This window comes from Fusobacteriaceae bacterium, from assembly GCA_031272775.1.
In the GTDB taxonomy this organism is placed as follows: Bacteria; Fusobacteriota; Fusobacteriia; order Fusobacteriales; family Fusobacteriaceae; genus JAISST01.
The window spans coordinates 1-23079 of record JAISTB010000022.1; the positions used below are offsets into that span (position 1 = coordinate 1).

Consider the following 23079-nt stretch of genomic DNA (forward strand, 5'->3'; position numbering starts at 1 on the left):
CGTGCGTTCACACTTGAAATCCGTGCAGCTACTTCCCGAAAAGATCAAAGGGTTTTTCGGTTCAAAGACTACCAGTTACGCTGCATAAACTGCGCAAGGTTTAATCGGGGAAGCAATAACCTACATATTATCCCATTATGGCAAACATGTCAAGCAATAAAATGTCAAAATGAAGTGTATACAAAAACTGGCCTGAATTCACGCGGAATTCGGGCAAAAAAGATTTTTTTGATTTGTTCATTCAAGCTTTAAATTTCAAGTTTCCGGTTTCTGGCGTCCACGCTCCATGTGTCAACAATTTCCCCGTGTTCGGCGACGAGAACGGCCGGATAGAGCGCTGTGGTCGGACAGATATGGGTGGGAATGACGTAGAGTTCCGTTCCGATGGCCGGAACCTCCCCCTCATGCCCCTCTTCCATCCGGAATACCCAGTGCTCTTCGCTCTGTCCCATTTCCACAACGTGGTCCAGACCGACGATCTTACCCCGGCTTCCGGGAGGGTCCGCAGCGATGCCCTTATGTCCGAGATCCAGGGTAAAATAGCCTTTCTCAGGATGGCTGACGACCCGGGTGAGAACGAGCGCCCCGGGTACAAAGGGCATGTCTTTGAATTTAGAACAGTATCCGTAATCCGACAGGAATAACGTTCCCGGCGACAAATAGACGCCTTCATGCCTGGCGTGGCAGGGAAAAGACGGCGTACCACCCATTACTAGAATTTCGCACGGGAGGTTTTTGGCCGCAAGCTCCTCTTTTACGGCGCGGATTTTTTCATGGACGGCGTCCACCGCGCTTTGACGCTCCTCAAGATCCGGTATGCCGTGATGGCCATCATAACAGTGAAATCCCCGCAGTTGGATTCCTGGTATCGGCGATGCCTTTTCATAAAAGGCCGCGCTTTGCGCGCAGGGCACGCCGGTTCGGTTCATCCCTAAATTCATGTCCACAAGGACCTGGTAGAATTCTCCGTTTTCCACGGCGCAATTCCCCAGTAATTTCAACTGTTTTAAATCGTCTCCGATCGCGAAAAATTCCGTATCCGGGTATGTCTTGACCAGTTTCGCGAAACGCTTGATATTGGGGCCGATCAGGGGATAGGCCACAATGACCCGGGGCGCTTTCAGCATCCCCAACATTTCCCCTTCCGCGATGGTTGCGCATTTGAATCTTTTGATGCCCATGGTCATTTGCAACAAGACCATTTCGCGCATTTTGTGCGATTTGATATGGGGCCAGAGGTTTTCCGCGGACTTTGCCACAGCGATGGCTTTTCTCGTGTTTTCTTCGATGATCTCTTTGTAATAAATCAATGCCGGCGTAATAATATTTTCCGTTTGCCTCAAAACATAGTTTTCTGACATCTTTCACCTCATTGCGCTGATTCTTGCGCTTTTAAAAAGAACTTCCGGTATAATTCCATGGCTTCATACAATTGCTTTTCTTCGAGAAATTCATCTTTGATGTGCGCCTGGTCAATACTTCCGGGCCCCCAGATGATTGCCTCGAAGCCTCCTTGATGAAACCATGACATATCGCAGCAGGCCGGAAAATACGTGATCTTCGGCTTATTGCCCCGATATTCCGCGTAGACGGCGCCGGCTGTCCGGACGATATCGGATGACGGCAGAACCGCACTGGGCGTCACCTGGATAAATTCTTCGATCGCCCAGCCGATTTCTTTGTGATGAAATAAATCCGTGAGAATCCCCTCGATTTTTCGCTCGAGGCTTTCCCGGGTATCACCGGGTACTGTCCTGCAATCCAGCACAACTTCACAGGTTCCGGGGATAATGTTATCCTTGATTCCGCCGTGGAGCACAGTGGCCGCCACAGTCGGCGGAGGCAGGATATCCGGCTTCATTTTCCCCAATGCTTCGTTCCATTGATCAATTTTCAGTAAAAACGCGGCCATCAGGGTTAAAGCGTTAATTCCCGCGTCCGGTTGCCCCGCGTGACACTGCTTTCCCTTGATCGTCACCCGAAAGCGAATGACGCCTCTGTGCGCGATATTCAATTGATTGCCGGTCGCCTCGCCGACGACGACCCAGTTTCTTTTTCCTTTTTGAAAATTTTGGATAAACCGCTTTGTCCCGATTCCGTCGACTTCTTCATCGGCCACAAAGGCCAGTACCAATTCACAATTGCCTTTTACCGCCCCTTCTCTCTTCAAGCGGATCGCCGCCGTGATCATGGCCGCGATGGCGCCTTTCATATCGCAAGTTCCGCGTCCGTATAAGTATTCTCCTTCTTTCGTCAGCGTAAACGCTTCTTTTGTCCAGCCTTCACCGGCGGGGACCACGTCAAGATGCCCGTTGAGTATCAGTTTACAGGGGCCTTCCCCGGTTCGCGCGATGATGTTCGCCCTGTTTTCTCCGACAATCTGAAGCTCCGTCGAAAAGCCTTCCCGCTTCAGCAAGCCTTCGATATATTCGGCAACCGGCTTTTCATCCCCGGGTTTGTTCACGCTTTGAAACGATATCAGATCCCGCAGAATCTCCAAGGCCATTTCTTTGTATACGTCCATAATCCGTCCTTATCTGATAAAGCTGGCCAGATACATCGTAAGCGGCGGGCAGTAGGCCACAACGAGGATGACGATCGCGCCGGAGATAAAGAAAGGAACCAGATCCTTTGTACATTCCTCAATGGATATTTTCGCGATGTTGCAAGAGATAAAAAGCGTCGTTCCCACAGGCGGGGTAAAAAGACCCATGGCCAGCGAACACAGCACGATGATCCCCATGTGTATGGGATCGACGCCGATACCGGCCGCGATCGGCATAAAGATCGGCAGGAAAATATAGAGATTCGGGACATTGTCCATAACCATCCCGGCCAGGAACAGGATCATGATCATCACGAAAAGCAACATGCCGCCCGGGAGCTTGAGGTTGAGCAGCGCCCGCGCGATTTTTGTTGGGATGTTGTTGCTGATCAGGATCCACTGCATGATGGTGGCGGTGCAGACGACCATCATGACTACCGTCGTACCGATTGCTGAATCCCGCAGGGCCCGGAAGATCTTTTTGATCGTCAGCGTCCGATAGACGAAAATCCCCAGGATCAGCGAATAAACCACACAGATGGAAGCGGATTCCGTCGGCGTCGCGATCCCTAAAATAATGCTTCCCAGCATAAAAATCGGAAAGAGCATGGCCCAGAAGGCGACAATGCTTGCCGACAAAATTTCTTTCAACGACGCCCTTTTTTCTCTCGGATACTTGTTTTTGAGCGCCATCCATACGGTTACGGCAAGATAGGTCAATCCGATCAGAATTCCCGGGATGGCGCCCGCCAGAAACAGTTTGGCGACGGAAAGCCCGGTGATATAGGAAATCACGATCATGGTACTGCTGGGCGGAATAATGATCCCCACGACGGAACTCGTGGCGTTGATGGCCGCCGAAAAAGATTTCGGGTATCCTCTGTCATTCATTTCGGGAATGAGGATCGCGCCTACGGATGAGGCGTCCGCTACGGAAGAGCCGGAAATTCCCGCCATGATCATACTCGTTACCACCGAAACGCAACCCAGACCGCCGGGCAGTTGCCGCACAAGAATACTCGCGAAATTGATGAGCTTTTTGGCGATTCCGGCCTCCACCATCAGATTTCCCGCCAAAATGAAGAAAGGAACGGCCAGAAATGCGAAGGATTGGGTATTGGAAAAGAATTTCTGGGCCGCGAGAGCGGTGGAAATTCCCCGAAACTGCATAAAAAGAAGAGAACCCGTTCCCATGGCGAAGGCGATCGGCACGCCGATAACGATAAAAATGGCAAAAGTCGCGAACATAAGGATTAACATTTTTCTTCACCGCCCGTTTTCAAGATATCAAACAGGATGTATTTGATGAGATTGTAGGATACCACCAGAGCAACTCCACTAAATCCCACCACCATGGAACCATAGGTAAACATTTTGCTGATTCCCGTCAAAACCAGAATCTCGTTTCGGAGAGAAAGGCTCAGACTGAACGAAGCGATGATCATGGAAACCGAAAAATACAGCATTACCATGTGTACCAGAATTTCGATCACGTGCCGCGTCGTCCCCTTGAACCGCTCCTTGATGAAAACAAGGGCGGTGTTTCCGTTACTTTTCGCTATGGCGATGGCGCTCAGCGCCACGATCCACGGAAACAAGAGGTTTGTCATCTCACTGGTGATCACGATAGGACGCTTGAACACGTAGCGGCAAAGGACTTCCATAAACACGAATCCGGTCAGTACCGCCATCATAATACCCGCGATTCCGCTCAAAACATCTGTGATGAGGTAAATTGTTTTTTCTAATTTTTTCATTGGTCTTCCTCTCCCCATATCCTTCCCGATTGTTCCTATTTTTTGTATTCTTTGATGATCGCGCTCACTTTTTCGTCGGCGCCGGAATAAAAGATTTCATAGACAGGTTTTGCCGCCTCGGCGAAAGCCGCCGGATCCGGATGCGTAATCTTTTTGAACCCGTTTTTCATCATTTCAAGATATTTGCTGTCGGCGTTTACCGCGTACGCTCTCGATACTTCCTGCGCCTTTGCCGCTCCCTCAAGAATGATTTTTTGCGTTTCCGCGTCCATGCTCTCGAATTTTTTGTCGTTCATAATAAAATTGATCGCATAGTAGAATACATTGACTACGGCGAGGTAATCCTGGACTTCAAAGAATTTTTGCTGATAAATCGCGTCAATGGGGTTGAACTGCCCGTCAACGACGCCCTGGCTCATGCCGAGGTACAATTCGGAGAAAGGCAGCGTTGTCACGGAACATCCGAGACTCTCAAAGGTCTTGATGGAAGCGCCTTCGTTGGGAGAGCGCATTTTGAGTCCTCTCATGTCCGCTACGCTTTCAATGGCCCGTTTGTTGTTTGTGATCTGCGCCATGCCCAGATCTCCCCATCCGATGATCTTATACCCGAATTTCTTCGCGATTTCCTTGTAGCGTTCTCCAAGCACGCCTTCCTGCAGTTTATGTCCTTCGTCAAAATTCTTTACGAGAAAGGGAAGCGTAATCCCGGAAAATGAGGGATCCACGGTGGACATGCTCGAACATCCCGGCAGAGAAAAATCCAGGACGCCGATCTTGACCATTTCGATCATTTCCTGCTCGGAACCGAGGGTTCCGGCGGCAAATAATTCCACGGAAATACGCCCCTTGCTTTCCTTTTCGACGTATTCCTTGAATGTCTTCGCCATTTCCCCGCGGACGGAATCCTCCACCGTATTGTAGCCCAGCTGGAATTTGTAATCTTTTGCCTGTACCACAAGCCCGGACAGCAAAATTCCCATCAGAATGACCTTCAGCAGCAATGCAACTTTTTTCATTTGTTCCTCCTTTATTTTGATGTAAGTGAACTAGTATTCCCTGTGATTCCCGGTTACTTTATCCTCGCGATGAGCTCCACCTCCGTGGTGATATCCGTCGGGAGCACATTCACGCCGAGGGCGCATCTTGTGTGCTTTCCTTTATCACCGAAGACTTCCATCATCAGATCGGAAGCCCCATTGATGACCTGCGGCTGTCCGTAAAAGTCGTCGGCGCTTGCCACAAAACCTTTCAAATGAACGATCTCTTCGATATTGTCCAAATCCCCGACCGCTTTTTTCATTTGCGCGAGCAGATTATACGCGCAATATTTTGCCGATTGATAGCCTTCCTCGGCCGTGCGTTCTTTGCCGACCTTTCCGGTAAAGAGCTGCTGGCCGTTAATGATGGGCCCCTGGCCGGAAACGAACAGCAGATTCCCTACGATCTTATAGCTTGTGTATGAAGCGATGGGCGTGGGGGGCGTCGGCAGTTCAATTCCCAATTCTTTCAGTCTGTTTTCGATGATCATGATTTATGCTCCTCCTTAAAATTTTTCTCTGTTTTCATGGATTTCATCCAGATAATTGTACAGCGTGAATTTTGATATCCCGAATACGTTGCATATTTTTGTGTTTGATTTGCTGATCAAGAGCGCCCCTTTTTCATCCAGGTAACGCAGCGCCCGTATTTTGTCTTCTCTGGTCATTTCCGCCACCGGTTTTCCGACGATCTCCAGGCTCCCGTTGATCAGATAGGTAAGCAAATCGGAAACATTCGTTGCGAAAAATTCTTCGGAAGTCCGCGCGTTGGAGTCAGGCAGTTTGGAATCCAAATAATCCCTGATTTTCATGGTTTTCGTGACGTCGCTGTTGACGCAAAGGGCGCCGATGAAGTGGCCTTGATCATTTTTCAGATACATTGTGGAAGACATCAGGGTTTTCCCGTCTTTCGTCTTTGTCACATAATTCGTCTTCAGATCCTTTGTCTCTGTGCCTTTGATGACTTCCAGCCCCAAGTTGCTGCCGCAGTCTCCGATATTCCGTCCCGTGATGTGGTTGTTTTCGATGGCGACAATACTCCTGTCATAGCCTTTCGACCAGTCATGGAGCACAATCTCCGTTTCATCTCCAAATTGCGCTTTCAGCAATTGCATCAAATTTTTGAAAAATTCCATTTCTTCGTCAATCGTTTTCATGCTTTCACTCCTCACTGCAGGCTCATTTTCTCTTTAGATATAAATTCAAGCATAAATTCAAATTATTATTATTTTGAAATTTATCAAAAATCAAACTTTTTTTCATACAACAATACTATACGCTTCTTCTGCTGTTTTGTCAAGGGAAAATTTTGCCTTTGACCATGAAATCTTATTTTTCCTGACAACGCGCTTGTTTGCGCGCATAATGCAGCGCAAATAATCAGCGTATTTCTCCCGATTAAAGCCGGAAAACACAAAAAAGGCCGGAAACCTTCCAGCCTTTTTCAAATTTTCTTATCTTTCGGCTACGGTACAGGCGCCCTTCTCACGAGTCACAGTCAGGCTCGTCCGCGGGAAAATCCATCACGGATTTCAGCATATGCTCGCTGACGATCTGCTCAAATTCGGGGTCATCCTGATAGAGATCATCGAGAAGCGCCCGGATGTAGGTCACCATTTTCCGGTATTTCGGCAGATCCGTCTCGTGAGAATAGCTGTCCGCGATGGCGATGATCGGGATCAAGCGGTCGAGAAGATTGACCAAAAAACGCAAAAGGTCGACAAAAGGCTCGGGATTTTCCCGGATGGCGTCCCGGTCAAGCTGATCGATGACGGAATAGGGATATTTGCCGCCGAATGAACTTTTTTCTTTCATGAAATTACTCCGTTTGGCGCTCTTAACAATAACGCCCCAGAAAATCTTTGATTTTGCTGTCAAACAGCTGCGGTTGGAGAATGCCCGCCATATGACCCACATCGCTGTCAATCACATAGAGTTCCGCGTTGCCGCCGAGCCAATTGATCCGATCCACGGTCCACTTTACAAATTCCGCCGGGTGCATGAGATCGCTCCGACAGGGTACGGCCAGCACGCGGGCTTTGATCCGGGAAAGGGCCTCGTCGAGATTTCCGCCGAAATGGCGGGAAATATCGTGGTTCATAAAGATGCGACACGTGTAGATCCAGTGATTCAGGTCGACCAGGGCGGACCGCTCCACCTGGAGCTTGTACAGCTGATCTTCCACGGTGGAGAAAGCGAGTACGTCTTTGTAACAGTCGACATCGGCGCTGTTTCTTTTGTAGGTCCGCTCGAGATAAGGAGCGGAAAAGGCGCCCACGGTCATGATTTGCAACGCAAGATATAAACTTTCGTCCGGTTGCTCCGCCTCGTTGTAGTAATTCCCGCCGTGCCATTTGGGATCCAGCTTTGCCGCCCGGATCGCGTGCTGCAAAGAGATAAAGGACGTAAATGACGGATGCACCGGCGTCGCGATAACCGGAATGATCACGTCCACCCATTGGGGATAATGAACGGCCCACTCATAGGAAATGATGCCGCCGGCGGACGCGCCCATTGCCGCTTTGAGATGGCTTATGCCCAGTGACTCCAGTAAGGCCTTTTGCGTATGGACAATATCCGTCACAGTGGGCACGGGAAAGGAAAGGGCGTAGCGCTTGCCCGTGGCGGGATTTACGGAATACGGGCCCGTCGTATGGACAAAGCTCGATTTTACAGCGCAATTGCAGAGATTATCCGTACTGATCACGAAATATTTATTCGTATCCACCGCTTTTCCCGGGCCGATAAGACCGTCCCAATATCCGGCCAATTCGTCGGTTTCGGCGTATTTTCCCGCACAATGGCTCGTCGCGGAGAAATAATGGGAGACAAGAATAACATTATCTTTTGCCGCGTTGAGCGTACCGAAGGTCTCGTATCCGATTTCCACCGGAATCGTCGGTCCGTATTCAAAGGCAAAATTCTCGATCTTGAAAACCTGTTTTTTTGTCAACAAGGCCATGGTTCACCTCCCGAAGTTTCTTCAGACAATGCCGGCAAAGGTCAAAAGGATCCCGACTGCGGTCATGATGAACGGAATGATTACCGTCAAGACAAAAACGTGTTTGTAGGAATCCCTTGGCGTAACGCCGCAGACCGAGCACATCAGAATGAAGGTGGCGCAGTGGGGCAGCGTATCCAAGCCGCAGCAGGCGATAACCATGATTCTATGGAAAGCGGCGGGATTGATCCCCGTGGCCAGATAGTTGGGAAGCATCAGGTTCGCAAAGATCTGCAATCCGCCGAGGGCCGTTCCCGTAATACCCGCGACGACATTGACCGCGAATACGGCGGAAACATAGGGATTGAAGGTCGTGGTCAGGCTGTTGGCGAAGTTGATAAAATACTGGAACGCCGGAGCGATCTGTACTACGCCCGCAAAGCCCATAACGCCGCCCGTCAAAAATGTGGCCGGGATACTGTTCCAGAATCCGTTGACAAATGTCTTGACAATTTTTCCTTTCAAGGTCTTGTAATTCAGCAGCACGTTGAGGAACATGGCCGTCAAAAGCGAAGTCAGGATCGTATGCAGCGCGGGCATCATGCTCTTCAGGATAAACATCATGACAATTACGGTAATGATGGGGATGATCGACGTCGCAAAGGGAGGCAGGGACTTATCTTCTATGGCTTCAATGGCGTCGGAACCGGATACGACATAGCCGATACCTTTTTCCACGTCTCTGCCGCTGACGATCTTCAAGTACAGACTGCCCAAAACGAGACCCAGCAGCCCGATGATCGTTCCCATGATCGGCGCCGCGTAAGCGTTTGTCCCGAGGTTATACTGGGGTTGTGTCAAAAGCGCGTTTGTGAGGGTCGGATTGCCGGGAAAGGCGAGACAGAGGGAAACGGAAGCCGCCAAAACGATGCCCGGCAGGTAATTTTTGGAAATGTTCGCTTTTCTGAAAAGAGGAGCGGCTATAGGATAAATGGCAAATACGATAACAAATGCGCTGATCCCGCCCAAAGCCAGAATCAAGGTTACCAAAAGCGCCGCCACCGCCGCCATTTTGGTACCGCACAATTTAAACAACTTTGCCGCGACGGACTCCGCCGCGCCGGAGACTTTCATGAACTCGCCGTAGGCCGCGCCCAGCCCGAACTGCAGGAAGTAGCTTCCCACAAAAGCCCTCATGGCGTTGGCGTAATCTCCCGTAATAGACGGCCAGAACGGCAACCAGTTTGTTACTGCAACGATAGCTGCGGCAATCAATGACGCGATGAATGCATTCAGCCCTTTGTAGCTCAGGATAACCAATGCTGCGATTGCGATGAGTAAACCGATAACTCCTATCATTTGCAAACCTCCGCGTTTAAAGCCCGTCGGCTCTTATATGTAAAGGGCCCTCCTTTTGAGGCAGGGTTGTCCTTTTTTCGTCGAAGGCGTTCCTGATTCGGTTAAATTGTACGGAGACATAATTATCCCACAATTGTAGCATACTGACAACAAAAAGTCAAACTATTTTTCCTTTGAAATCGGCGGTATGACCGCGCGAATCCTAGTCGCTTATGTGTAGCTCGCGCCACAATCGAACACATCGTTCTGATAAAGTGCAAAATCAAGCAAAATCACAAAAATTTTGCATAAAAATCTTGCCGTTTCTTGAAAAAAGGCGTAAACTAGTCAAGAGATACTAATTTTTTTACACAGGGGGTACACATGAAAACACTCAAGACAAAACTATTCCTTTTTTTCCTGCTTCTTTCCCTGCTTCCCGTTTTTTCTTCCGCTAAGGCTTTTCCGAAGGATCTGGTCGTCGCGCAACAGGCGGATCCGAAAACGCTGGATCCCGCCGCGACCATCGACGTTTATTCGCACAACATCAATCTGAGCATCTATGACAGGCTGTTTGACTGGTCTTCGGAAATGAAGGCGGAACCGAGTCTGGCGGAACGCTATGAGCAAAAAGACCCGACGACGCTGTACATCAAGCTGCGGGAAGGCGTCAAATTCCATAACGGAGATGAGCTGACCGCAGAAGACGTGAAATTTTCCCTGGAACGGGCCGCCAAAGCCCCGGCGTCCATGACATTTTTCGCAAGCATCGAAAAAGTGGATATCCTGTCAAAATATGAAGTCAACATCATCACCAAAACGCCCTATGGTCCGCTGATCAGTTCTCTGGCCCACGCCTGCGGCTCCATTTTGAGTAAAAAATATGTCGAATCCGGAAATCCGAACATCTTCTTTGAGCCCGTAGGTACGGGCCCCTTCAAGTTTGACTCCTGGAAAGTGAGCGACCGGATCATTCTCACGGCGAATAAAGACTATTTCGGCGGCGCGCCCTACGTGGAGCGGCTCGTTTTCCGGAATATCCCGGAAGGCGTGAGCAGGGCCATCGCCCTCGAAACAGGGGAAATTGACATGGTCTTGGCCGTGGACATCACCGACCGCGGCAGAATCGAGGAAAATCCTCATCTTGTCCTGCATTCCACCCCGTCTCTGGGACTGAACTTTATCGGTCTGAACTGTGAAAAGGGCCCCACAAGCGACGTGCGCGTGCGTCAAGCCATCCAGATGACGATCAATTCCACGGACATCGCCGACGCCGCCTACAACAAACGGGCCATGCCGACTTATACGGTAATCCCGCCGGGCGTTCTCGGCTACGAAAAATTGCCGCCCTACGAACTCAGCGTGGAAAAAGCGAAAAAACTCCTTGCCGACGCGGGGTATCCCAATGGGCTCAAACTGCGCTTCTGGACAAATGAAAACCAGTCCCGGAAAGACACGGCGGTCATTCTCCAGGAACAGCTGCGGGCCATCGGGATCGAGCTCTCCATTGAAATCCTCGAATGGTCGGCGTATATCGAAAAAATCAGCAAGGTGGAACAGGATCTTTATATGCTGGGCTGGCCCGGCGCCACCGACCCCGACGGCTGTCTCTACCCGATGTTCCATTCCTCCAATAAAGGCTCGGCCGGAAATATGTCCTTCTACGACAACAAAAAAGTGGACGAACTGCTCGATAAAGGCAGAACATCCGTGGATCCCGCGGAACGGGAAAGCGCTTACCGGGAAGCCGCGAAAATCATCCGGGAAGAAGTGGGCGTGTACGCTCTCGTGATCCCCAATGTCGCCGTCGGCGCGCAGGATTACCTCGAAGGTTTCTTCGCGTATCCGACGTTTATGCATCTGTTCAAAAACGTTAAAAAGAATCTCAAATAAATCGCCATCCATGAAAAAAGAGCTGTCGCCGGTCCTTTGCCGCGACAGCTCTTTTTTTTTCTTATTTCATAAATTCAATGAATTCCTTTGCCGCTTTTTCGAATTTTTCCCGGTTTTCCGGCGAGGCCTCGGGTTCGGATACGCCGAAAATGGCGCGGATCCATTGCCCGTCGGTGGGGTTGGGGAAAAGGATGAAGCGGTTCCCGAAGAGGGCTTTGTCCTCTTCCATCCGGGCCATGCGCTTTTTGACGTCGCATTCATAGTACGCCCGCCTGAAATCATTCATGTTGTCCCCGAGAAAGCAAACGATCTCGTGGGTTTTGGCGATTTCCTTCTGCCGGGCTTCCTTGTCGGAGGAGCCGATCAACACCGTGACGTGGGTCTCGTCCGCATATGGGTATTCCAGTCTTTTGAGCTGCTCCATGACATATCCCGTCGTTTTGTCCCCTTGATTCCGACTCGTGATGTAGAAAACCGCCACATCCGATTCTTTACATAATTTGAGAAAATCCGGCGCGCCCGGCGCAGGGATCATTTCGTATTTCGGAAGCCAATTTGCCCAGAGGTCGTCGTCGAAAAACTCTTTTTGCGCCGCGATCAGGGTTCCCCAGTATCGTAGCGGCAGGACTACCGTATCATCCAGATCCGTTATGACCGCGAGGGGGCTGTCTCCGGCCTTTCTGTTCCGACAAGCCTCTTGGACGCGGGCTGTGGCGACATTGTAACCCTGATAGTATAACGCGCGGTATTCCGCCGCCGTCTGCTTCCACGCCGCCGCCATCGTCAGCATATTGCTTTGGGGGGATTCTTCTGTTTCTTTTCTGAATTCCGCTTTGTCGTTTTTCATGATCATTCCCTTGAAGGTCGAGTCTTTGCCGCCGGTTTTTGTAACCTGATTATACACCCGGACAGGCGGATTGTCAAGGGGTGGGGGGAACGAGCGCCCGCCCCCGACCTTTTCCTTGACATCACCCCTGATTTTGCGTATAATGATCGTGGAAGAATCAGACAAATTTTGACTGAAAAGGACGTCACAGACGAGGTGAGGAAAACGGAAATCAAGGAAAGACTGGCCGCCTTGCGAAGGGAAATGGCCTCGCGGGGGATCGACGCGTATTATATCCCGTCCACGGACCCGCATCTGAGCGAATACGTGGGGGAACGCTTCAAGGCGCGGGAATTTATCAGCGGTTTTACAGGCTCGGCGGGGACTGCCGTCGTCACCCGGGAGGAGGCCGCCCTTTTTACCGACGGCCGTTACTTTATTCAAGCGGCCCGCCAGCTGGAAGGGACGGGATTCACCCTGCACAGGATAGGCGAACCGGGGGTCACGCCCTGCCCAGAGTATGTGGCGAAACTTCTGCCGGAAAAGGGAGTTCTGGGCTTTGACGGGCGGGTCGTTTCCGTCGAGAGCGCCCTTGAAATTCGCGAGAAGGCCGGGGGAAAAGCCTTTGACATCAAAAGCGGCGAAGATCTGGTGGATCTGATCTGGCGGGACCGGCCGGCCCAGGTCCTGACGGAGGCCTTTACGCTGCCGGCGGCGCTGACGGGCGCGGGCTTCGGGGACAAGCTCGCCCGTATCCGTGAAAAAATGCGGGAAAAGGGCTGCGATTACCATGTGGTCGCCTCCCTCGACGACATCGCCTGGATCTTCAACCTGCGGGGTCACGACGTCAGGAATAATCCCGTGAACCTCGCCTACGCGGCCTTTACGCCGGCCAGGGCGATCTTGTATATCGACGAACACAAACTTACGCCCGCGGTCAAGGACGAGCTTCTGAAAAATCATATCGTGCTCAGGGATTATGAAGATATTTACCGGGAAATCGAAGAAATCGAAGGGAAAACCGTCCTTCTGGACAAGGCGAAAATCAATTACCGGATTTATGAGGCTTTGCGGGAGAAAAACCGCGTTATCTTCGCGGAAAATCCCTCATTTTTGATGAAGGCCTGCAAGAACGAAACGGAGCTCGCCCACATCCGGGAAGCCCATCTCCGCGACGGCGTCGCCTGTACCCTGTTTCTGCACTGGCTCAAGGAAGAGATCATCGCCAAAGGGCTTACGGAAAGTCTGACGGAGATCGACATCGCCGAAAAGCTGGAGAGCTTCCGAAAGGCGCAGAAAGACTATGTGGAGCCCAGCTTCAACACGATCGCCGCCGTCGGCGAAAACGCGGCCATGATGCACTACCGGGCGGATCCGGCCCATCCGGTTCCCCTTGTGAGCGGAAAACTCCTGCTGATCGATTCCGGCGGACAGTATCCCGACGGGACCACGGACATCACCAGGACCTTTGCCCTGGGGCGCGTGGATCAAAAACTCAAGACGCATACGACCCTTGTCCTCAAGGGAATGCTTTCGCTGGCCAAGGCCAAATTCCTCCACGGCGTGACGGGCACGAGCCTTGACGTCCTGGCCCGGGAACCCATGTGGAAAGAAGGCATCGACTACAAATGCGGGACGGGTCACGGCATCGGCTTTTTCCTCAATGTCCACGAAGGCCCCCAGCGGATCGCCACCAGCTGGAATCCGCAGGTCCTCGAAGAAGGCATGATCATTACCGACGAACCGGGCATTTATATTGAAAATTCCCACGGGATCCGGATCGAAAACGAGCTCGTGGTCCGGAAGGCGGAAAAAACTGAGTTCGGGCAGTTCATGACGTTCGAGACGCTGACTTTCGCGCCCATAGACCTCGATTGCGTGATTCCGGAACTGCTCTCGCCCGAAGAGCGGGATTTCCTCAACGCTTACCACGCGGACGTCTACGGAAAGATCGCCCCGCGTTTGCCGGAAGAATTGCGCCCCTGGCTGGCCAAGGTCACCCGGAGCGTCTGAAAGAAAGGAGTATTTTTCCATGTTTAAAATCGATTTGCATACCCATACGAGCGTTACGCCCCACGCCTACAGCACCGTGGAGGAAAATATCGCCCGGGCCCGGGAAAAAGGCATGGAGCTTATCGCGATTACCAATCACGGACCGGCTCTGCCCGATTCCCCCCACTGGTGGTCCCTGAAAAACCTGCGGATCATCCCCGAAACCGTCGGGGACCTCAGGATCCTCCGGGGCGTCGAGGCCAACATCGTCGACGAGGAGGGGAATATCGACCTCAACAACACGATCTACAAGGTCATGGACATTATTATTGCGGGCTTTCATCCCGTGTGGTCCTACCCGACCTGCCCCGACCGGCAAAAGAACACCGAAGCCCTCGTCCGGCTAATGGAGCGCCAATATGTGGATATCATCGCCCATCCCGGGAATCCGCAGTTCCCCATCGACATCCCGCGGATCGTGGAGACCGCCAAGCGCTGCCATGTGGCCCTTGAGATCAACAACGCCTCCCTCTCGGGGGTCAGGAAAGGCTCCGAATCCAACTGCGCCGAGATCTTCCGGCGTTGTCTGGAAAACGGGAACCTGATCGCCCTCGGCAGCGACGCCCATATTTCTTATGACATCGGCAATTTCACCCATATCCTCCCCTGGATAGAAGCCAGCCATTTTCCGTCGGAACGCATCCTGAATTCAGACAAAAGTGTTCTATTTTCGTTCATTTCGCAAAGAAAGGAACTAAAACCGTCCGTTTTTGAAAATCGGCATTACTTTTGGGAGCGTTAAAAAATTTTTCTTTACGAAGCGGGAAAAAAATGCTAAAATGACAAGGTGCGCGTTATGCGCAAAATGTGCAATCTGACTTTGCGGGAGGAAACATGTTAAATAACCAACTTTGTCAATTATTGGGAATCGAATACCCTATTATACAGGGCGCCATGGCCTGGATCGCCGACGGATACCTGGCCGGACACGTCTCCAGAGACGGCGGACTGGGCATCATCGCGGGCGGCGGCATGCCCCCCGACATCATGGAAAAGCAGATCCGGATCGCCAAGAGCATTACGGACAAGCCCTTCGGCGTCAACCTCATGCTGTTGATGGGCCAGGTCGAGGAGCAGATCGAGGTCTGCATCCGGGAAGGGGTCAAGGTCGTGACGACCGGCGCAGGCAATCCCGGTCCTTTCATGCCGAGGCTGAAGGCGGCCGGCATTAAAGTGATCCCGGTCGTGCCCACGGTGGCCCTGGCCAAACGCATGGAGCGGGCGGGCGTCGACGCCGTGATCGCCGAAGGCATGGAAAGCGGCGGCCATATCGGCAGCATTACGACCATGGTCCTCGTGCCCCAGGTCGTGGACGCCGTGAAGATTCCGGTTATCGCCGCGGGCGGCATCGCCACGGGCAGGCAGTTTCTGGCCGCTATGGCCCTCGGCGCCTGCGGAATCCAGGTGGGGACGAAATTCCTCGTCGCCGAAGAGTGTCACGTCCATGAAAATTACAAGCAGCTGATCCTGAAAGCCAAGGATCGCTCGACGGTTCCGACCGGAACCCATACGGGACATCCGGTCCGGGTCATTGAAAACAAATTCGCCCGGCAGCTCCTGGCCCTCGAAAAGGCGGGCGCCCCCAAGGAAGAGATCGAACGGCTGGGGACCGGAAAACTCCGACTCGCCGTCATAGAGGGGGACGTCGTCAACGGCTCCGTCATGTCCGGTCAGGTGGCCGCCATGGTGCGCGAGCGGACGACGACCAAGGCCATTCTTGAGGATTTCATGCGGGAACTTGGCGAAGAACAGAAAAAACTCGATGAAAAATTGGCCGCGTGGTATCGCTGATACGCGCCAAACGCGTGAAGGGACCGTTACGGGACGGTCTCTTCCCCTTTTCCGGGAAAAAAATAATAAAAAATATTGCCATTATTTCGTATTATGTGGTATAATCGAAAATATAGGTAATTATTTTGCACAATGAGGAGGGAATAAAATATGTCGATCAAAGATATATTTAACAAAGGCATCGTGGATAAGTTCAAAGACGTCGTGGACATTAACAAACTCAACCTCAAGGTCAGCAGCAAAAAAGCCGAAATCGGTAAACTCAAGGCAAAATTGGGCGACGTGGTTTACGACAAGTACAAAGAAGGGGCTCAGCTCCCCGACGAAGCCGGTGAAATCCTGAACACGATCAAGATCGCCGAAGAGGAAATCGCCGAACTGGAAGATAAAATATCCACACTGAAGACAACGATCAAGACTCCCGCCACACAAAAATGTGTCAAATGCGGCGCGGAAAACGCGGCCGACGCCAAATTCTGCAAGGCTTGCGGAACGAAGCTCGAGAAAGAACCCGAAAAACAGCCTGAGGAAGTCAAACCCGCCAAGGTGGTTTGCCCTGTTTGCGGCGTGGAATGCGAACCCGACGCCCGCTTTTGCCAAGAATGCGGCTATGACCTGACGCAGGCCCCCAAAGAGGAACCCGCCCCCGAAGAAGCGGCGCCCGTTGAGGAAGCGCCCGCGGAACCCGCTCCCGAAGCATGCGATTGCGGATGCGGCGAAGGGGAATAAGCCCTCCCGGCGATACCACAAAAAAAGCAAATAAAAAAGCGCCTTCAGACAGAGGGCGCGTTTTTTTATGTTCATGATTTCCGGAGCGGATTAAAGATCGGGGATGGCCCAGTCGATTTCCTTCTTGCCGAGGCCCCGCAGGATTTCGTTGGTCTTGCGGAAATGCCCGCAACCGAAGAAGCCGCGGTGGGCTGAAAGGGGGCTCGGATGGGGAGCTTCCAAAATATAATGCCGCGTTTTATCGATAAAAGCAGCCTTTTTTCTGGCGTTTGACCCCCAGAGCAGAAAGATCACGGGATCCTCCCGCCCGTTGAGCAGGTCAATGATCCGGTCCGTAAAGACAGCCCAGCCGATATCGGCGTGGGAATTGGGCTCACCCCGGCGGACCGTAAGGGAGGTATTGAGCAGCAGCACCCCCTGCCGGCTCCAGGGCACAAGATAGCCGTTATTGGGGATCTTGCAGCCGAATTCGGCCTTGAGTTCCTTGTACATGTTGAGCAGGGACGGCGGGATTTCAACGCCGGGATTGACCGAAAAAGCCAGCCCGTGGGCCTGTCCCGGGCCGTGGTAGGGGTCCTGCCCGAGGAGAACGATCTTGCAGTCCGCGTAGGACGTGTACTTGAGGGCCGCGTAGATGTTGTTCATATGGGGGTAGACCGTGTGGGCCCGGTATTCGGCAATCAAAAATTGCCGCAGTTTCCGGTAGTACTCTTTTTCAAATTCCCCGGCCAGGATCGGATCCCAGTCGTTTCCGAATTGTATCATGTCGGGCTCCCGCTTTTTTTCAGAATCCGAAATAAGCCTTGGCGTTGTTGTAACAGATATCCTCGACGATCTGCCCGAGGAAGGGGATGTCGGCCGGATATTCGCCGTTTTCCACGAGGTTCCCCAACTTGTTGCACAAGATCCGCCGGAAATACTCATGCCGCGGATAGGAGAGAAAGCTCCGGCTGTCGGTCAGCATACCGACGAACTGGCTCAAAAGCCCCACCTGGCTCAAGGCCTCCAGCTGCTTTTCCATGCCGTCTTTCTGGTCGAGGAACCACCAGGCTGCTCCGTACTGGATCTTGCCGCGAATCCCCCGGGGATTTCCCTGGAAGCATCCGGCCAGGACGGCCAGCACTTCGTTGTCGGCTGGGTTGAGGTTGTAGAGGATCGTCTTGGGGAGTTCATCCGTAGAGTCGAGTTTGTCCAGGAGAGCCGATAGCTTCGCCGCCACTTTGGCGTCGCCGATGCCGTCAAATCCCGTGTCGGCTCCGATTTCCCGGAGCATGCGGCCCGAATTGTTCCGGAGGGCGCCGATGTGATATTGCTGCACCCAGCCGTATTTGGCGTATTGCCGCCCGAGGAAAACGAGAAGCGTTCCCTTGTATTGGTCGATTTCTTTTTTTGTGAGGGGTTCCCCGGCAAGCGCCTTCCGGAAAACGGCCTCCGCCTCCTCTTCCGTGGCTTCGGCGTAGCAGACCGTGTCGAGACCGTGGTCCGAGAGCTTGCAGCCCGCGGCGTCAAAGAACTTGATCCGGTCTTCAAGGGCCCGCAGGAGATCCTTCAACGTCTTGATCGGGTAGCCGACGACGGCGGAGAGCTTTCCGATCCAGTCTCCGAACCAGGAGAGCTCGCAGTTGATGGCCTTGTCGGGCCGGAAAGCGGGAAGAACCGTCACCTTCAGCGTCGGGTCCGCCTTCATTTTCAGATGCCACTCGAGGCTGTCAACGGGATCGTCTGTAGTGCAGACGGTTCTGACGTCAAATTTCGCCATCATTTCGCGGGCCGTCAGGGTCTCCAGCTTTTCGTTGGCTTTTTTCCAGATGAGGTCGGCGTTTTCGGGGCAAATGAGCTCCTCGATATCGAAATAGCGCTTCAATTCCAGATGACTCCAGTGGTAGAGGGGATTTCCCACGGTCCGGGGGAGCGTCTCGACAAAGATGTCAAAGCGCGCCCTGTCGTCGGCCGCGCCGCTGATATAGTCCTCGTCATACCCTCTGGCCCGCAGTACCCGCCACTTGTAGTGGTCGCCATAGCGGTCTCCGGCCCCGAGCCAGACTTCCGTCAGGTTCCGGAATTTCTTGTTTTCGTAGATTTCTTTGGGCTGCAGGTGACAGTGATAATCAATAATCGGCATTTTCGCCGCGTATTGGTGATACAGGGTTTTGGCGGTTTCCGTGTTCAGCAAAAAATCTTTGTCCATAAAGGTTTTCATTGAGCCCCTCCCGTTACAAGATGTTTTTTCTCACGATATTCTGCGTCCGGTCCGGTCCGACGGAGATGACCGAGACGGGACAGCGCAAGACTTCTTCGATTCGCGCGATATAGGTTTTGCAGTTTGCCGGAAGATCGTCATAGTTCCGCACCTGGCTGATGTCTTCCCGCCAGCCCGGGAATTCCTCCCAGACGGGTTTGGCCGCGTACAAAAGTTCCGTGGACGCGGGGACCGAGCGGTAAATTTTCTCGTCGATCTCGTAGCCCGTACAAAGCTTGATCGTGTCGAATCCGCTCAGCACATCGATTTTCGTGATCACGATATCCGAGATCCCGTTGATGACTTGGGCGTAACGGCCGACCACAAGATCGAGCCAGCCGCATCTGCGGGGCCGTCCGGTGGTGACGCCGTATTCCGCGCCGATGGTCCTCAGCTTTTCGCCGAGCTCCCCGGTCAGTTCCGTGACGAAGGGCCCTTCGCCGACCCGGGTCGTATAGGCCTTCATGACGCCGATACAGCGGTCGATTTTGTTGGGCGCGACGCCGGCCCCGGTCGTTACGCCGCCCGAGGTGGGCGATGACGAGGTGACATAGGGGTAGGTGCCGTAGGTGATGTCGAGCATCATGGCCTGGGCCCCTTCAAAGAGGACGGTCTTTCCGCCGTCGATGGCGTTGTTGACTTCCTCCACGGCGTCAATGATCTTCGGCTTCAGGATTTCCCCGTAGGCCGTATAATTCTTGAGTATCTCGTCGTAAGAGAGCGCTTCCCTGCCGTAGATCTTCGTCAGGATCGCGTTTTTCTCGTCGAGGGCGATTTTGAGCTTTTTCTTGAAGACGTCCATATGGAGGAAATCCACGGCCCGGATGCCGACCCGATTGATCTTGTCGGCGTAGCAGGGGCCGATGCCGCGCTTTGTGGTGCCGATCCGGCCTTCGCTCAACTCCTCCCGGAGCTCGTCCATCCTCACGTGATACGGCATGACGATCTGGGCCCTGTCGCTGATCCACAGATTATCCGTGTTGCCGCCACGTCCCGTGATTTCTTTCATTTCGTCGATGAGCACTTTGGGATCAATGACGACGCCGTCGCCGATGATACATTTGGCCTTGCCGCCCACGATTCCTGAGGGGAGCAGATGCAGCGCGAATTTCTCACCGTTTACGACAACCGTATGGCCCGCGTTGTTGCCGCCCTGATAGCGGACCACGTAATCGGCCTTTGCCGCCAGGACGTCTATGATTTTTCCTTTGCCCTCATCCCCCCATTGCATTCCTACCACAACATAATTCGCCATTGCTTCCTCCTGAACTGCTTCAGACTTTCTCAATTTCGATATAATTGATGTTTTTTTTGCATTTGTATAAAAACAGCTGCTCAAACTCGGTTTTGATGTTTTCCTCCCGCAGGGGGCTTCCGTGCAGGTCCGGCGTGTGCCGGCGCACTTCGTAGCCGTCGCGGCCCGCGACGAGATCCAAAATGTCCTGATAATAACCATCATGATCGCTTTTGAAACGAATAAAGCCGCCTTTTTGCATCAGTTTATCGCAAAGATCAAAAAAACTTTCCTGAATAATCCGGTTTTTCAGCTTTTCTTCCCAGGGATCCGGAAAATTGATATAGATGTCGCGGATTTCCCCGGGGCCTACAAAGTCTTCGAGTTCTTCGGCGCGCCTTCGAAGAAAGCGCACGTTGTAACTGCCGTCGCTCCGCGCTTTTTTGGCCGCCATGCACAGGCGCTTGAAGCGGAGCTCGAGACAGAGGAAATTTCGATCGGGATGGCGCTTGGCCAATTGTCGTATAAAACCGCCGCTGCCGGAGCCGATCTCCAGGGATATGGGGCGGTCGTTTCCGAAGACTTCGCGCCAGTTGCCGCGCTTGGCGTCCATGACGCTCCTGTCGTAAAAAATAAAGTCGGGATAATCGAGGATCATGGCCACATAGGGGTTGTAATTTTTTTTCGGTCCCGCGAAAAAATGCTTCCAAAATTCATCAGGGACAATTCTTTCCATAATTTTATCCTTTGTTTTTTCAGTTGAGACGTCCGCTTTGTTCCAGATGCCGCAGAGTCCTTGAGGCCACGTCGCGGTGGGCTTCGAAGAAGGCGTCTACGGCGGCTTTTACGGAGGCTTCGTCCCGGGCGAGGATCTTTTGGGCCGCAAGGACCAGCTCATCGGCATTTTTGACGAGAAAGCCGATGTCGCGCCGCAGGATTTCTCCGGAGATATCCCGCACATTTTGCAGGTAAGGCCCGAAAACGGGCGTTTTATTGTAGCAGAGAGGTTCGAGCAGGCTGTGGCCGCCGATATTGACGAGGGTTCCCCCGACGAAGGCCAGATCGCACAGGGAATAGAGGATCTTCAATTTGCCGATGGAATCCACGAGGACAACGTCCACGGGATCGGTATTTTTCCAGATCTCTTCGAGCCGGGAAAAGCGCTTGCACGTAAATCCGCGGCTTCGGATCAATTCGTCTATCCTGACGCTGTTCTCGATATGCCTCGGGGCAATGACGAGAAGCGTATTGGGCAGTTTTTTCAGGGCCTCCAGGAGAATTTCGTTCTCGCCGGTCCGGGTGCTACCGGCGACGAAGATCTTCCGGCCCGCGGGCTTGAGGATATTCCGGAAGCGGCTTTGGACCTCTTCGGGCACGGGTTCCCGCCGAATGTCGAATTTGAGATTTCCCATGGAAAGGACCGCTTCGGGAGCGGCGCCCAGCTCAATGACGCGTCCGGCGTCTTCTTCCGACTGCATGTAAAAAGCGTCGATTTCCGAGAGGAAGTGCTTCAGGAAAAAGCGGATCAGCCGGTAACGACCGAAGCTCTTGTCGGAAATCCTGCCGTTTACGAGGACAACGCCGCCTTTGGGCATCCGGTGGACCGAGCGGATCAGATTGGGCCAGAGTTCGGTCTCCACCAGGACCAGCAGGCAACTTTCGCATTTGGACAGGGCCGCTCCGATCTGTTTTTTGTCGTCGATAGGGAAATAACGCAGCAGAATCCGGGCTTCCTTCCGGTATTTCTCGATGGCCTGGGCCATGCCCGCGTCGGTTATGCAGGTGAGCAGGATCCGTTCGCTTCGTTTTTCCAGAAAGAGCCGGATCAACGCGTCCGACAGGTTGATTTCCCCCACGGAGGCGCAGTGGATCCAGATGTAGGGACCCGCGGGCAGGTCGTCAAAGCGCTGGGTCAACCTTTTTTTGAAAAAGTTCCGTTTTTTTTGATTCCAATAAAACAATGTCCTCAGGATCGAAAGTCCCGCAGACCGCACGGCGTTATAGAGCATGATGTTCCCCGTCCTCCGGATGTAATTGATGATCGGTACGGTCAACGAGAGCGGAAATGGCGGCGGCCACTTCTTCGATTCCCATATGACTTGTGTCGATTTCCACGGCGTCGTCGGCCTTCCGCAGCGGGCTTTCCTTGCGCGTGGAATCCGTTTCGTCCCTTTTTTGGATTTCGGCCAAAACCGTCGCGTAGTCCTGCGGGGTCCCTTTGGCCAGATATTCTCCGTGGCGGCGTCTCGCCCGTTCTTCGGGGGAGGCCGCGAGGTAGATTTTGACGTCGGCCCCGGGAAAGACCACGGTGCCGATATCCCGGCCGTCCAGGACGATGGCCTTCCCTTCCCCGATCTTTCGCTGTTGATCGACCAATTTTTCCCGCACGGCGCGGATCGTCGAAACCGACGACGCCATAGCGCTTACTTCCGGCGTCCGTATCGCTTCGCTGACGTCCCGCCCGTTCAGATAGAATTTTCCTTCCCGGATATCGAGTTCCGCGTGATCAAGGAGTCGCTTCAGGTCTTCGGGCTTTTCCGGATCGAGCCCCGCTTCAAGGGTATAGAGGGCCATCATGCGGTACATGGCGCCCGTATCGAGGTAAGTCAGGCGGTATTTTTTCGCGAGCAGCTTGGCAATCGTGCTCTTCCCGCTGCCGGCGGGCCCGTCTATGGCGATGACAAATCCTTTCATATC

22 protein-coding genes are annotated in these 23079 nt (G+C 52.9%); 5 read left to right on the forward strand and 17 right to left on the reverse strand.

The window, feature by feature from the left end; all coding sequences use genetic code 11:
• Nucleotides 1–248 precede the first annotated feature (248 nt).
• The 10 genes from LBQ97_05730 to LBQ97_05775 all read right to left on the reverse strand — a co-directional run bounded on the left by LBQ97_05730 (nucleotide 249) and on the right by LBQ97_05775 (nucleotide 9639).
• Nucleotides 249–1310 carry a D-TA family PLP-dependent enzyme gene (locus LBQ97_05730; GenBank protein MDR1832208.1) on the reverse strand — a complete coding sequence of 354 codons (1062 nt, stop codon included), beginning with the start codon at nucleotides 1308–1310 and terminating at the stop codon, nucleotides 249–251.
• A gap of 59 nt (nucleotides 1311–1369) precedes the next feature.
• On the reverse strand, nucleotides 1370–2524 hold the full coding sequence (locus LBQ97_05735) for a M20 family metallopeptidase (protein ID MDR1832209.1): 1155 nt from the start codon (nucleotides 2522–2524) through the stop codon (nucleotides 1370–1372).
• A 9-nt stretch (nucleotides 2525–2533) separates the two neighbouring features.
• A complete protein-coding gene (locus LBQ97_05740) occupies nucleotides 2534–3805 on the reverse strand; it encodes a TRAP transporter large permease (protein ID MDR1832210.1) in 1272 nt (423 codons plus the stop codon).
• Entirely contained in the window at nucleotides 3799–4302 is a 504-nt protein-coding gene (locus tag LBQ97_05745) for a TRAP transporter small permease subunit (protein ID MDR1832211.1), read from the reverse strand. The genes LBQ97_05740 and LBQ97_05745 overlap by 7 nt, the downstream gene beginning before the upstream one ends.
• A 35-nt stretch (nucleotides 4303–4337) precedes the next feature.
• The gene (locus LBQ97_05750) at nucleotides 4338–5318 is read right to left on the reverse strand and encodes a TRAP transporter substrate-binding protein (GenBank protein MDR1832212.1); all 981 of its coding nucleotides are present in this window, start codon (nucleotides 5316–5318) and stop codon (nucleotides 4338–4340) included.
• A gap of 53 nt (nucleotides 5319–5371) precedes the next feature.
• Nucleotides 5372–5830 carry a RidA family protein gene (locus LBQ97_05755; protein ID MDR1832213.1) on the reverse strand — a complete coding sequence of 153 codons (459 nt, stop codon included), beginning with the start codon at nucleotides 5828–5830 and terminating at the stop codon, nucleotides 5372–5374.
• A gap of 15 nt (nucleotides 5831–5845) precedes the next feature.
• A complete protein-coding gene (locus LBQ97_05760) occupies nucleotides 5846–6496 on the reverse strand; it encodes a helix-turn-helix transcriptional regulator (GenBank protein ID MDR1832214.1) in 651 nt (216 codons plus the stop codon).
• Nucleotides 6497–6824: 328 nt separating this feature from the next.
• Nucleotides 6825–7154: a hypothetical protein gene (locus LBQ97_05765; protein MDR1832215.1), complete on the reverse strand. Its 330-nt coding sequence runs from the start codon at nucleotides 7152–7154 to the stop codon at nucleotides 6825–6827.
• A gap of 22 nt (nucleotides 7155–7176) precedes the next feature.
• Nucleotides 7177–8301, reverse strand: a complete 1125-nt coding sequence (locus tag LBQ97_05770; GenBank protein ID MDR1832216.1) for a homoserine O-acetyltransferase — start codon at nucleotides 8299–8301, stop codon at nucleotides 7177–7179.
• A gap of 21 nt (nucleotides 8302–8322) precedes the next feature.
• Entirely contained in the window at nucleotides 8323–9639 is a 1317-nt protein-coding gene (locus LBQ97_05775) for a hypothetical protein (GenBank protein ID MDR1832217.1), read from the reverse strand.
• Nucleotides 9640–10002: 363 nt separating this feature from the next.
• On the opposite strand from LBQ97_05775, the gene LBQ97_05780 reads away from it, so the two are divergent.
• The gene (locus tag LBQ97_05780; protein MDR1832218.1) at nucleotides 10003–11511 is read left to right on the forward strand and encodes an ABC transporter substrate-binding protein; all 1509 of its coding nucleotides are present in this window, start codon (nucleotides 10003–10005) and stop codon (nucleotides 11509–11511) included.
• Between the two features lie 61 nt (nucleotides 11512–11572).
• On the opposite strand, the gene LBQ97_05785 is transcribed toward LBQ97_05780, so the two are convergent.
• Nucleotides 11573–12358 (reverse strand): hypothetical protein, encoded by a 786-nt coding sequence (locus LBQ97_05785; GenBank protein ID MDR1832219.1) that lies wholly within the window; start codon nucleotides 12356–12358, stop codon nucleotides 11573–11575.
• Nucleotides 12359–12526: 168 nt separating this feature from the next.
• On the opposite strand from LBQ97_05785, the gene LBQ97_05790 reads away from it, so the two are divergent.
• The 4 genes from LBQ97_05790 (at nucleotide 12527) to LBQ97_05805 (ending at nucleotide 16909) form a co-directional block, all read left to right on the forward strand.
• Entirely contained in the window at nucleotides 12527–14350 is a 1824-nt protein-coding gene (locus tag LBQ97_05790) for an aminopeptidase P family protein (protein ID MDR1832220.1), read from the forward strand.
• 19 nt (nucleotides 14351–14369) lie between these two features.
• The gene (locus LBQ97_05795; GenBank protein ID MDR1832221.1) at nucleotides 14370–15131 is read left to right on the forward strand and encodes a phosphatase; all 762 of its coding nucleotides are present in this window, start codon (nucleotides 14370–14372) and stop codon (nucleotides 15129–15131) included.
• A 92-nt stretch (nucleotides 15132–15223) separates the two neighbouring features.
• Nucleotides 15224–16180, forward strand: coding sequence for a DUF561 domain-containing protein (locus LBQ97_05800; GenBank protein MDR1832222.1), 957 nt, complete (start codon nucleotides 15224–15226; stop codon nucleotides 16178–16180).
• A gap of 150 nt (nucleotides 16181–16330) precedes the next feature.
• Entirely contained in the window at nucleotides 16331–16909 is a 579-nt protein-coding gene (locus LBQ97_05805) for a zinc ribbon domain-containing protein (GenBank protein MDR1832223.1), read from the forward strand.
• 90 nt (nucleotides 16910–16999) lie between these two features.
• Here the strand turns inward: LBQ97_05805 and ung are convergent, their stop codons facing one another.
• The 6 genes from ung to cmk are packed head-to-tail and all read right to left on the reverse strand — an operon-like array spanning nucleotide 17000 to nucleotide 23076.
• On the reverse strand, nucleotides 17000–17674 hold the full coding sequence (gene ung, locus LBQ97_05810; protein MDR1832224.1) for a uracil-DNA glycosylase: 675 nt from the start codon (nucleotides 17672–17674) through the stop codon (nucleotides 17000–17002).
• A 19-nt stretch (nucleotides 17675–17693) separates the two neighbouring features.
• Nucleotides 17694–19109, reverse strand: coding sequence for a glucuronate isomerase (gene uxaC / locus LBQ97_05815; GenBank protein ID MDR1832225.1), 1416 nt, complete (start codon nucleotides 19107–19109; stop codon nucleotides 17694–17696).
• A gap of 13 nt (nucleotides 19110–19122) precedes the next feature.
• Nucleotides 19123–20403, reverse strand: a complete 1281-nt coding sequence (locus LBQ97_05820; GenBank protein MDR1832226.1) for an adenylosuccinate synthase — start codon at nucleotides 20401–20403, stop codon at nucleotides 19123–19125.
• Between the two features lie 19 nt (nucleotides 20404–20422).
• Nucleotides 20423–21118, reverse strand: coding sequence for a tRNA (guanosine(46)-N7)-methyltransferase TrmB (gene trmB, locus LBQ97_05825; protein ID MDR1832227.1), 696 nt, complete (start codon nucleotides 21116–21118; stop codon nucleotides 20423–20425).
• Between the two features lie 19 nt (nucleotides 21119–21137).
• Entirely contained in the window at nucleotides 21138–22391 is a 1254-nt protein-coding gene (locus tag LBQ97_05830) for a 3-deoxy-D-manno-octulosonic acid transferase (GenBank protein ID MDR1832228.1), read from the reverse strand.
• Entirely contained in the window at nucleotides 22381–23076 is a 696-nt protein-coding gene (cmk, locus tag LBQ97_05835; GenBank protein MDR1832229.1) for a (d)CMP kinase, read from the reverse strand. The genes LBQ97_05830 and cmk overlap by 11 nt, the downstream gene beginning before the upstream one ends.
• Nucleotides 23077–23079: the final 3 nt, after the last annotated feature.

Bases quoted from the DNA above. Each gene is read 5' to 3' on its own strand.
- LBQ97_05745 (MDR1832211.1), bottom strand. From the start codon at position 4,302: ATGAAAAAATTAGAAAAAACAATTTACCTCATCACAGATGTTTTGAGC.
- LBQ97_05760 (MDR1832214.1), bottom strand. From the start codon at position 6,496: ATGAAAACGATTGACGAAGAAATGGAATTTTTCAAAAATTTGATGCAA.
- LBQ97_05785 (MDR1832219.1), bottom strand. From the start codon at position 12,358: ATGAAAAACGACAAAGCGGAATTCAGAAAAGAAACAGAAGAATCCCCC.
- LBQ97_05805 (MDR1832223.1), top strand. From the start codon at position 16,331: ATGTCGATCAAAGATATATTTAACAAAGGCATCGTGGATAAGTTCAAA.
- uxaC (MDR1832225.1), bottom strand. From the start codon at position 19,109: ATGAAAACCTTTATGGACAAAGATTTTTTGCTGAACACGGAAACCGCC.
- LBQ97_05830 (MDR1832228.1), bottom strand. From the start codon at position 22,391: ATGCTCTATAACGCCGTGCGGTCTGCGGGACTTTCGATCCTGAGGACA.
- LBQ97_05775 (MDR1832217.1), bottom strand. From the start codon at position 9,639: ATGATAGGAGTTATCGGTTTACTCATCGCAATCGCAGCATTGGTTATC.
- LBQ97_05765 (MDR1832215.1), bottom strand. From the start codon at position 7,154: ATGAAAGAAAAAAGTTCATTCGGCGGCAAATATCCCTATTCCGTCATC.
- LBQ97_05800 (MDR1832222.1), top strand. From the start codon at position 15,224: ATGTTAAATAACCAACTTTGTCAATTATTGGGAATCGAATACCCTATT.
- LBQ97_05740 (MDR1832210.1), bottom strand. From the start codon at position 3,805: ATGTTAATCCTTATGTTCGCGACTTTTGCCATTTTTATCGTTATCGGC.
- ung (MDR1832224.1), bottom strand. From the start codon at position 17,674: ATGATACAATTCGGAAACGACTGGGATCCGATCCTGGCCGGGGAATTT.
- LBQ97_05795 (MDR1832221.1), top strand. From the start codon at position 14,370: ATGTTTAAAATCGATTTGCATACCCATACGAGCGTTACGCCCCACGCC.
- LBQ97_05735 (MDR1832209.1), bottom strand. From the start codon at position 2,524: ATGGACGTATACAAAGAAATGGCCTTGGAGATTCTGCGGGATCTGATA.
- LBQ97_05750 (MDR1832212.1), bottom strand. From the start codon at position 5,318: ATGAAAAAAGTTGCATTGCTGCTGAAGGTCATTCTGATGGGAATTTTG.
- LBQ97_05770 (MDR1832216.1), bottom strand. From the start codon at position 8,301: ATGGCCTTGTTGACAAAAAAACAGGTTTTCAAGATCGAGAATTTTGCC.
- trmB (MDR1832227.1), bottom strand. From the start codon at position 21,118: ATGGAAAGAATTGTCCCTGATGAATTTTGGAAGCATTTTTTCGCGGGA.
- LBQ97_05755 (MDR1832213.1), bottom strand. From the start codon at position 5,830: ATGATCATCGAAAACAGACTGAAAGAATTGGGAATTGAACTGCCGACG.
- LBQ97_05820 (MDR1832226.1), bottom strand. From the start codon at position 20,403: ATGGCGAATTATGTTGTGGTAGGAATGCAATGGGGGGATGAGGGCAAA.
- LBQ97_05780 (MDR1832218.1), top strand. From the start codon at position 10,003: ATGAAAACACTCAAGACAAAACTATTCCTTTTTTTCCTGCTTCTTTCC.
- cmk (MDR1832229.1), bottom strand. From the start codon at position 23,076: ATGAAAGGATTTGTCATCGCCATAGACGGGCCCGCCGGCAGCGGGAAG.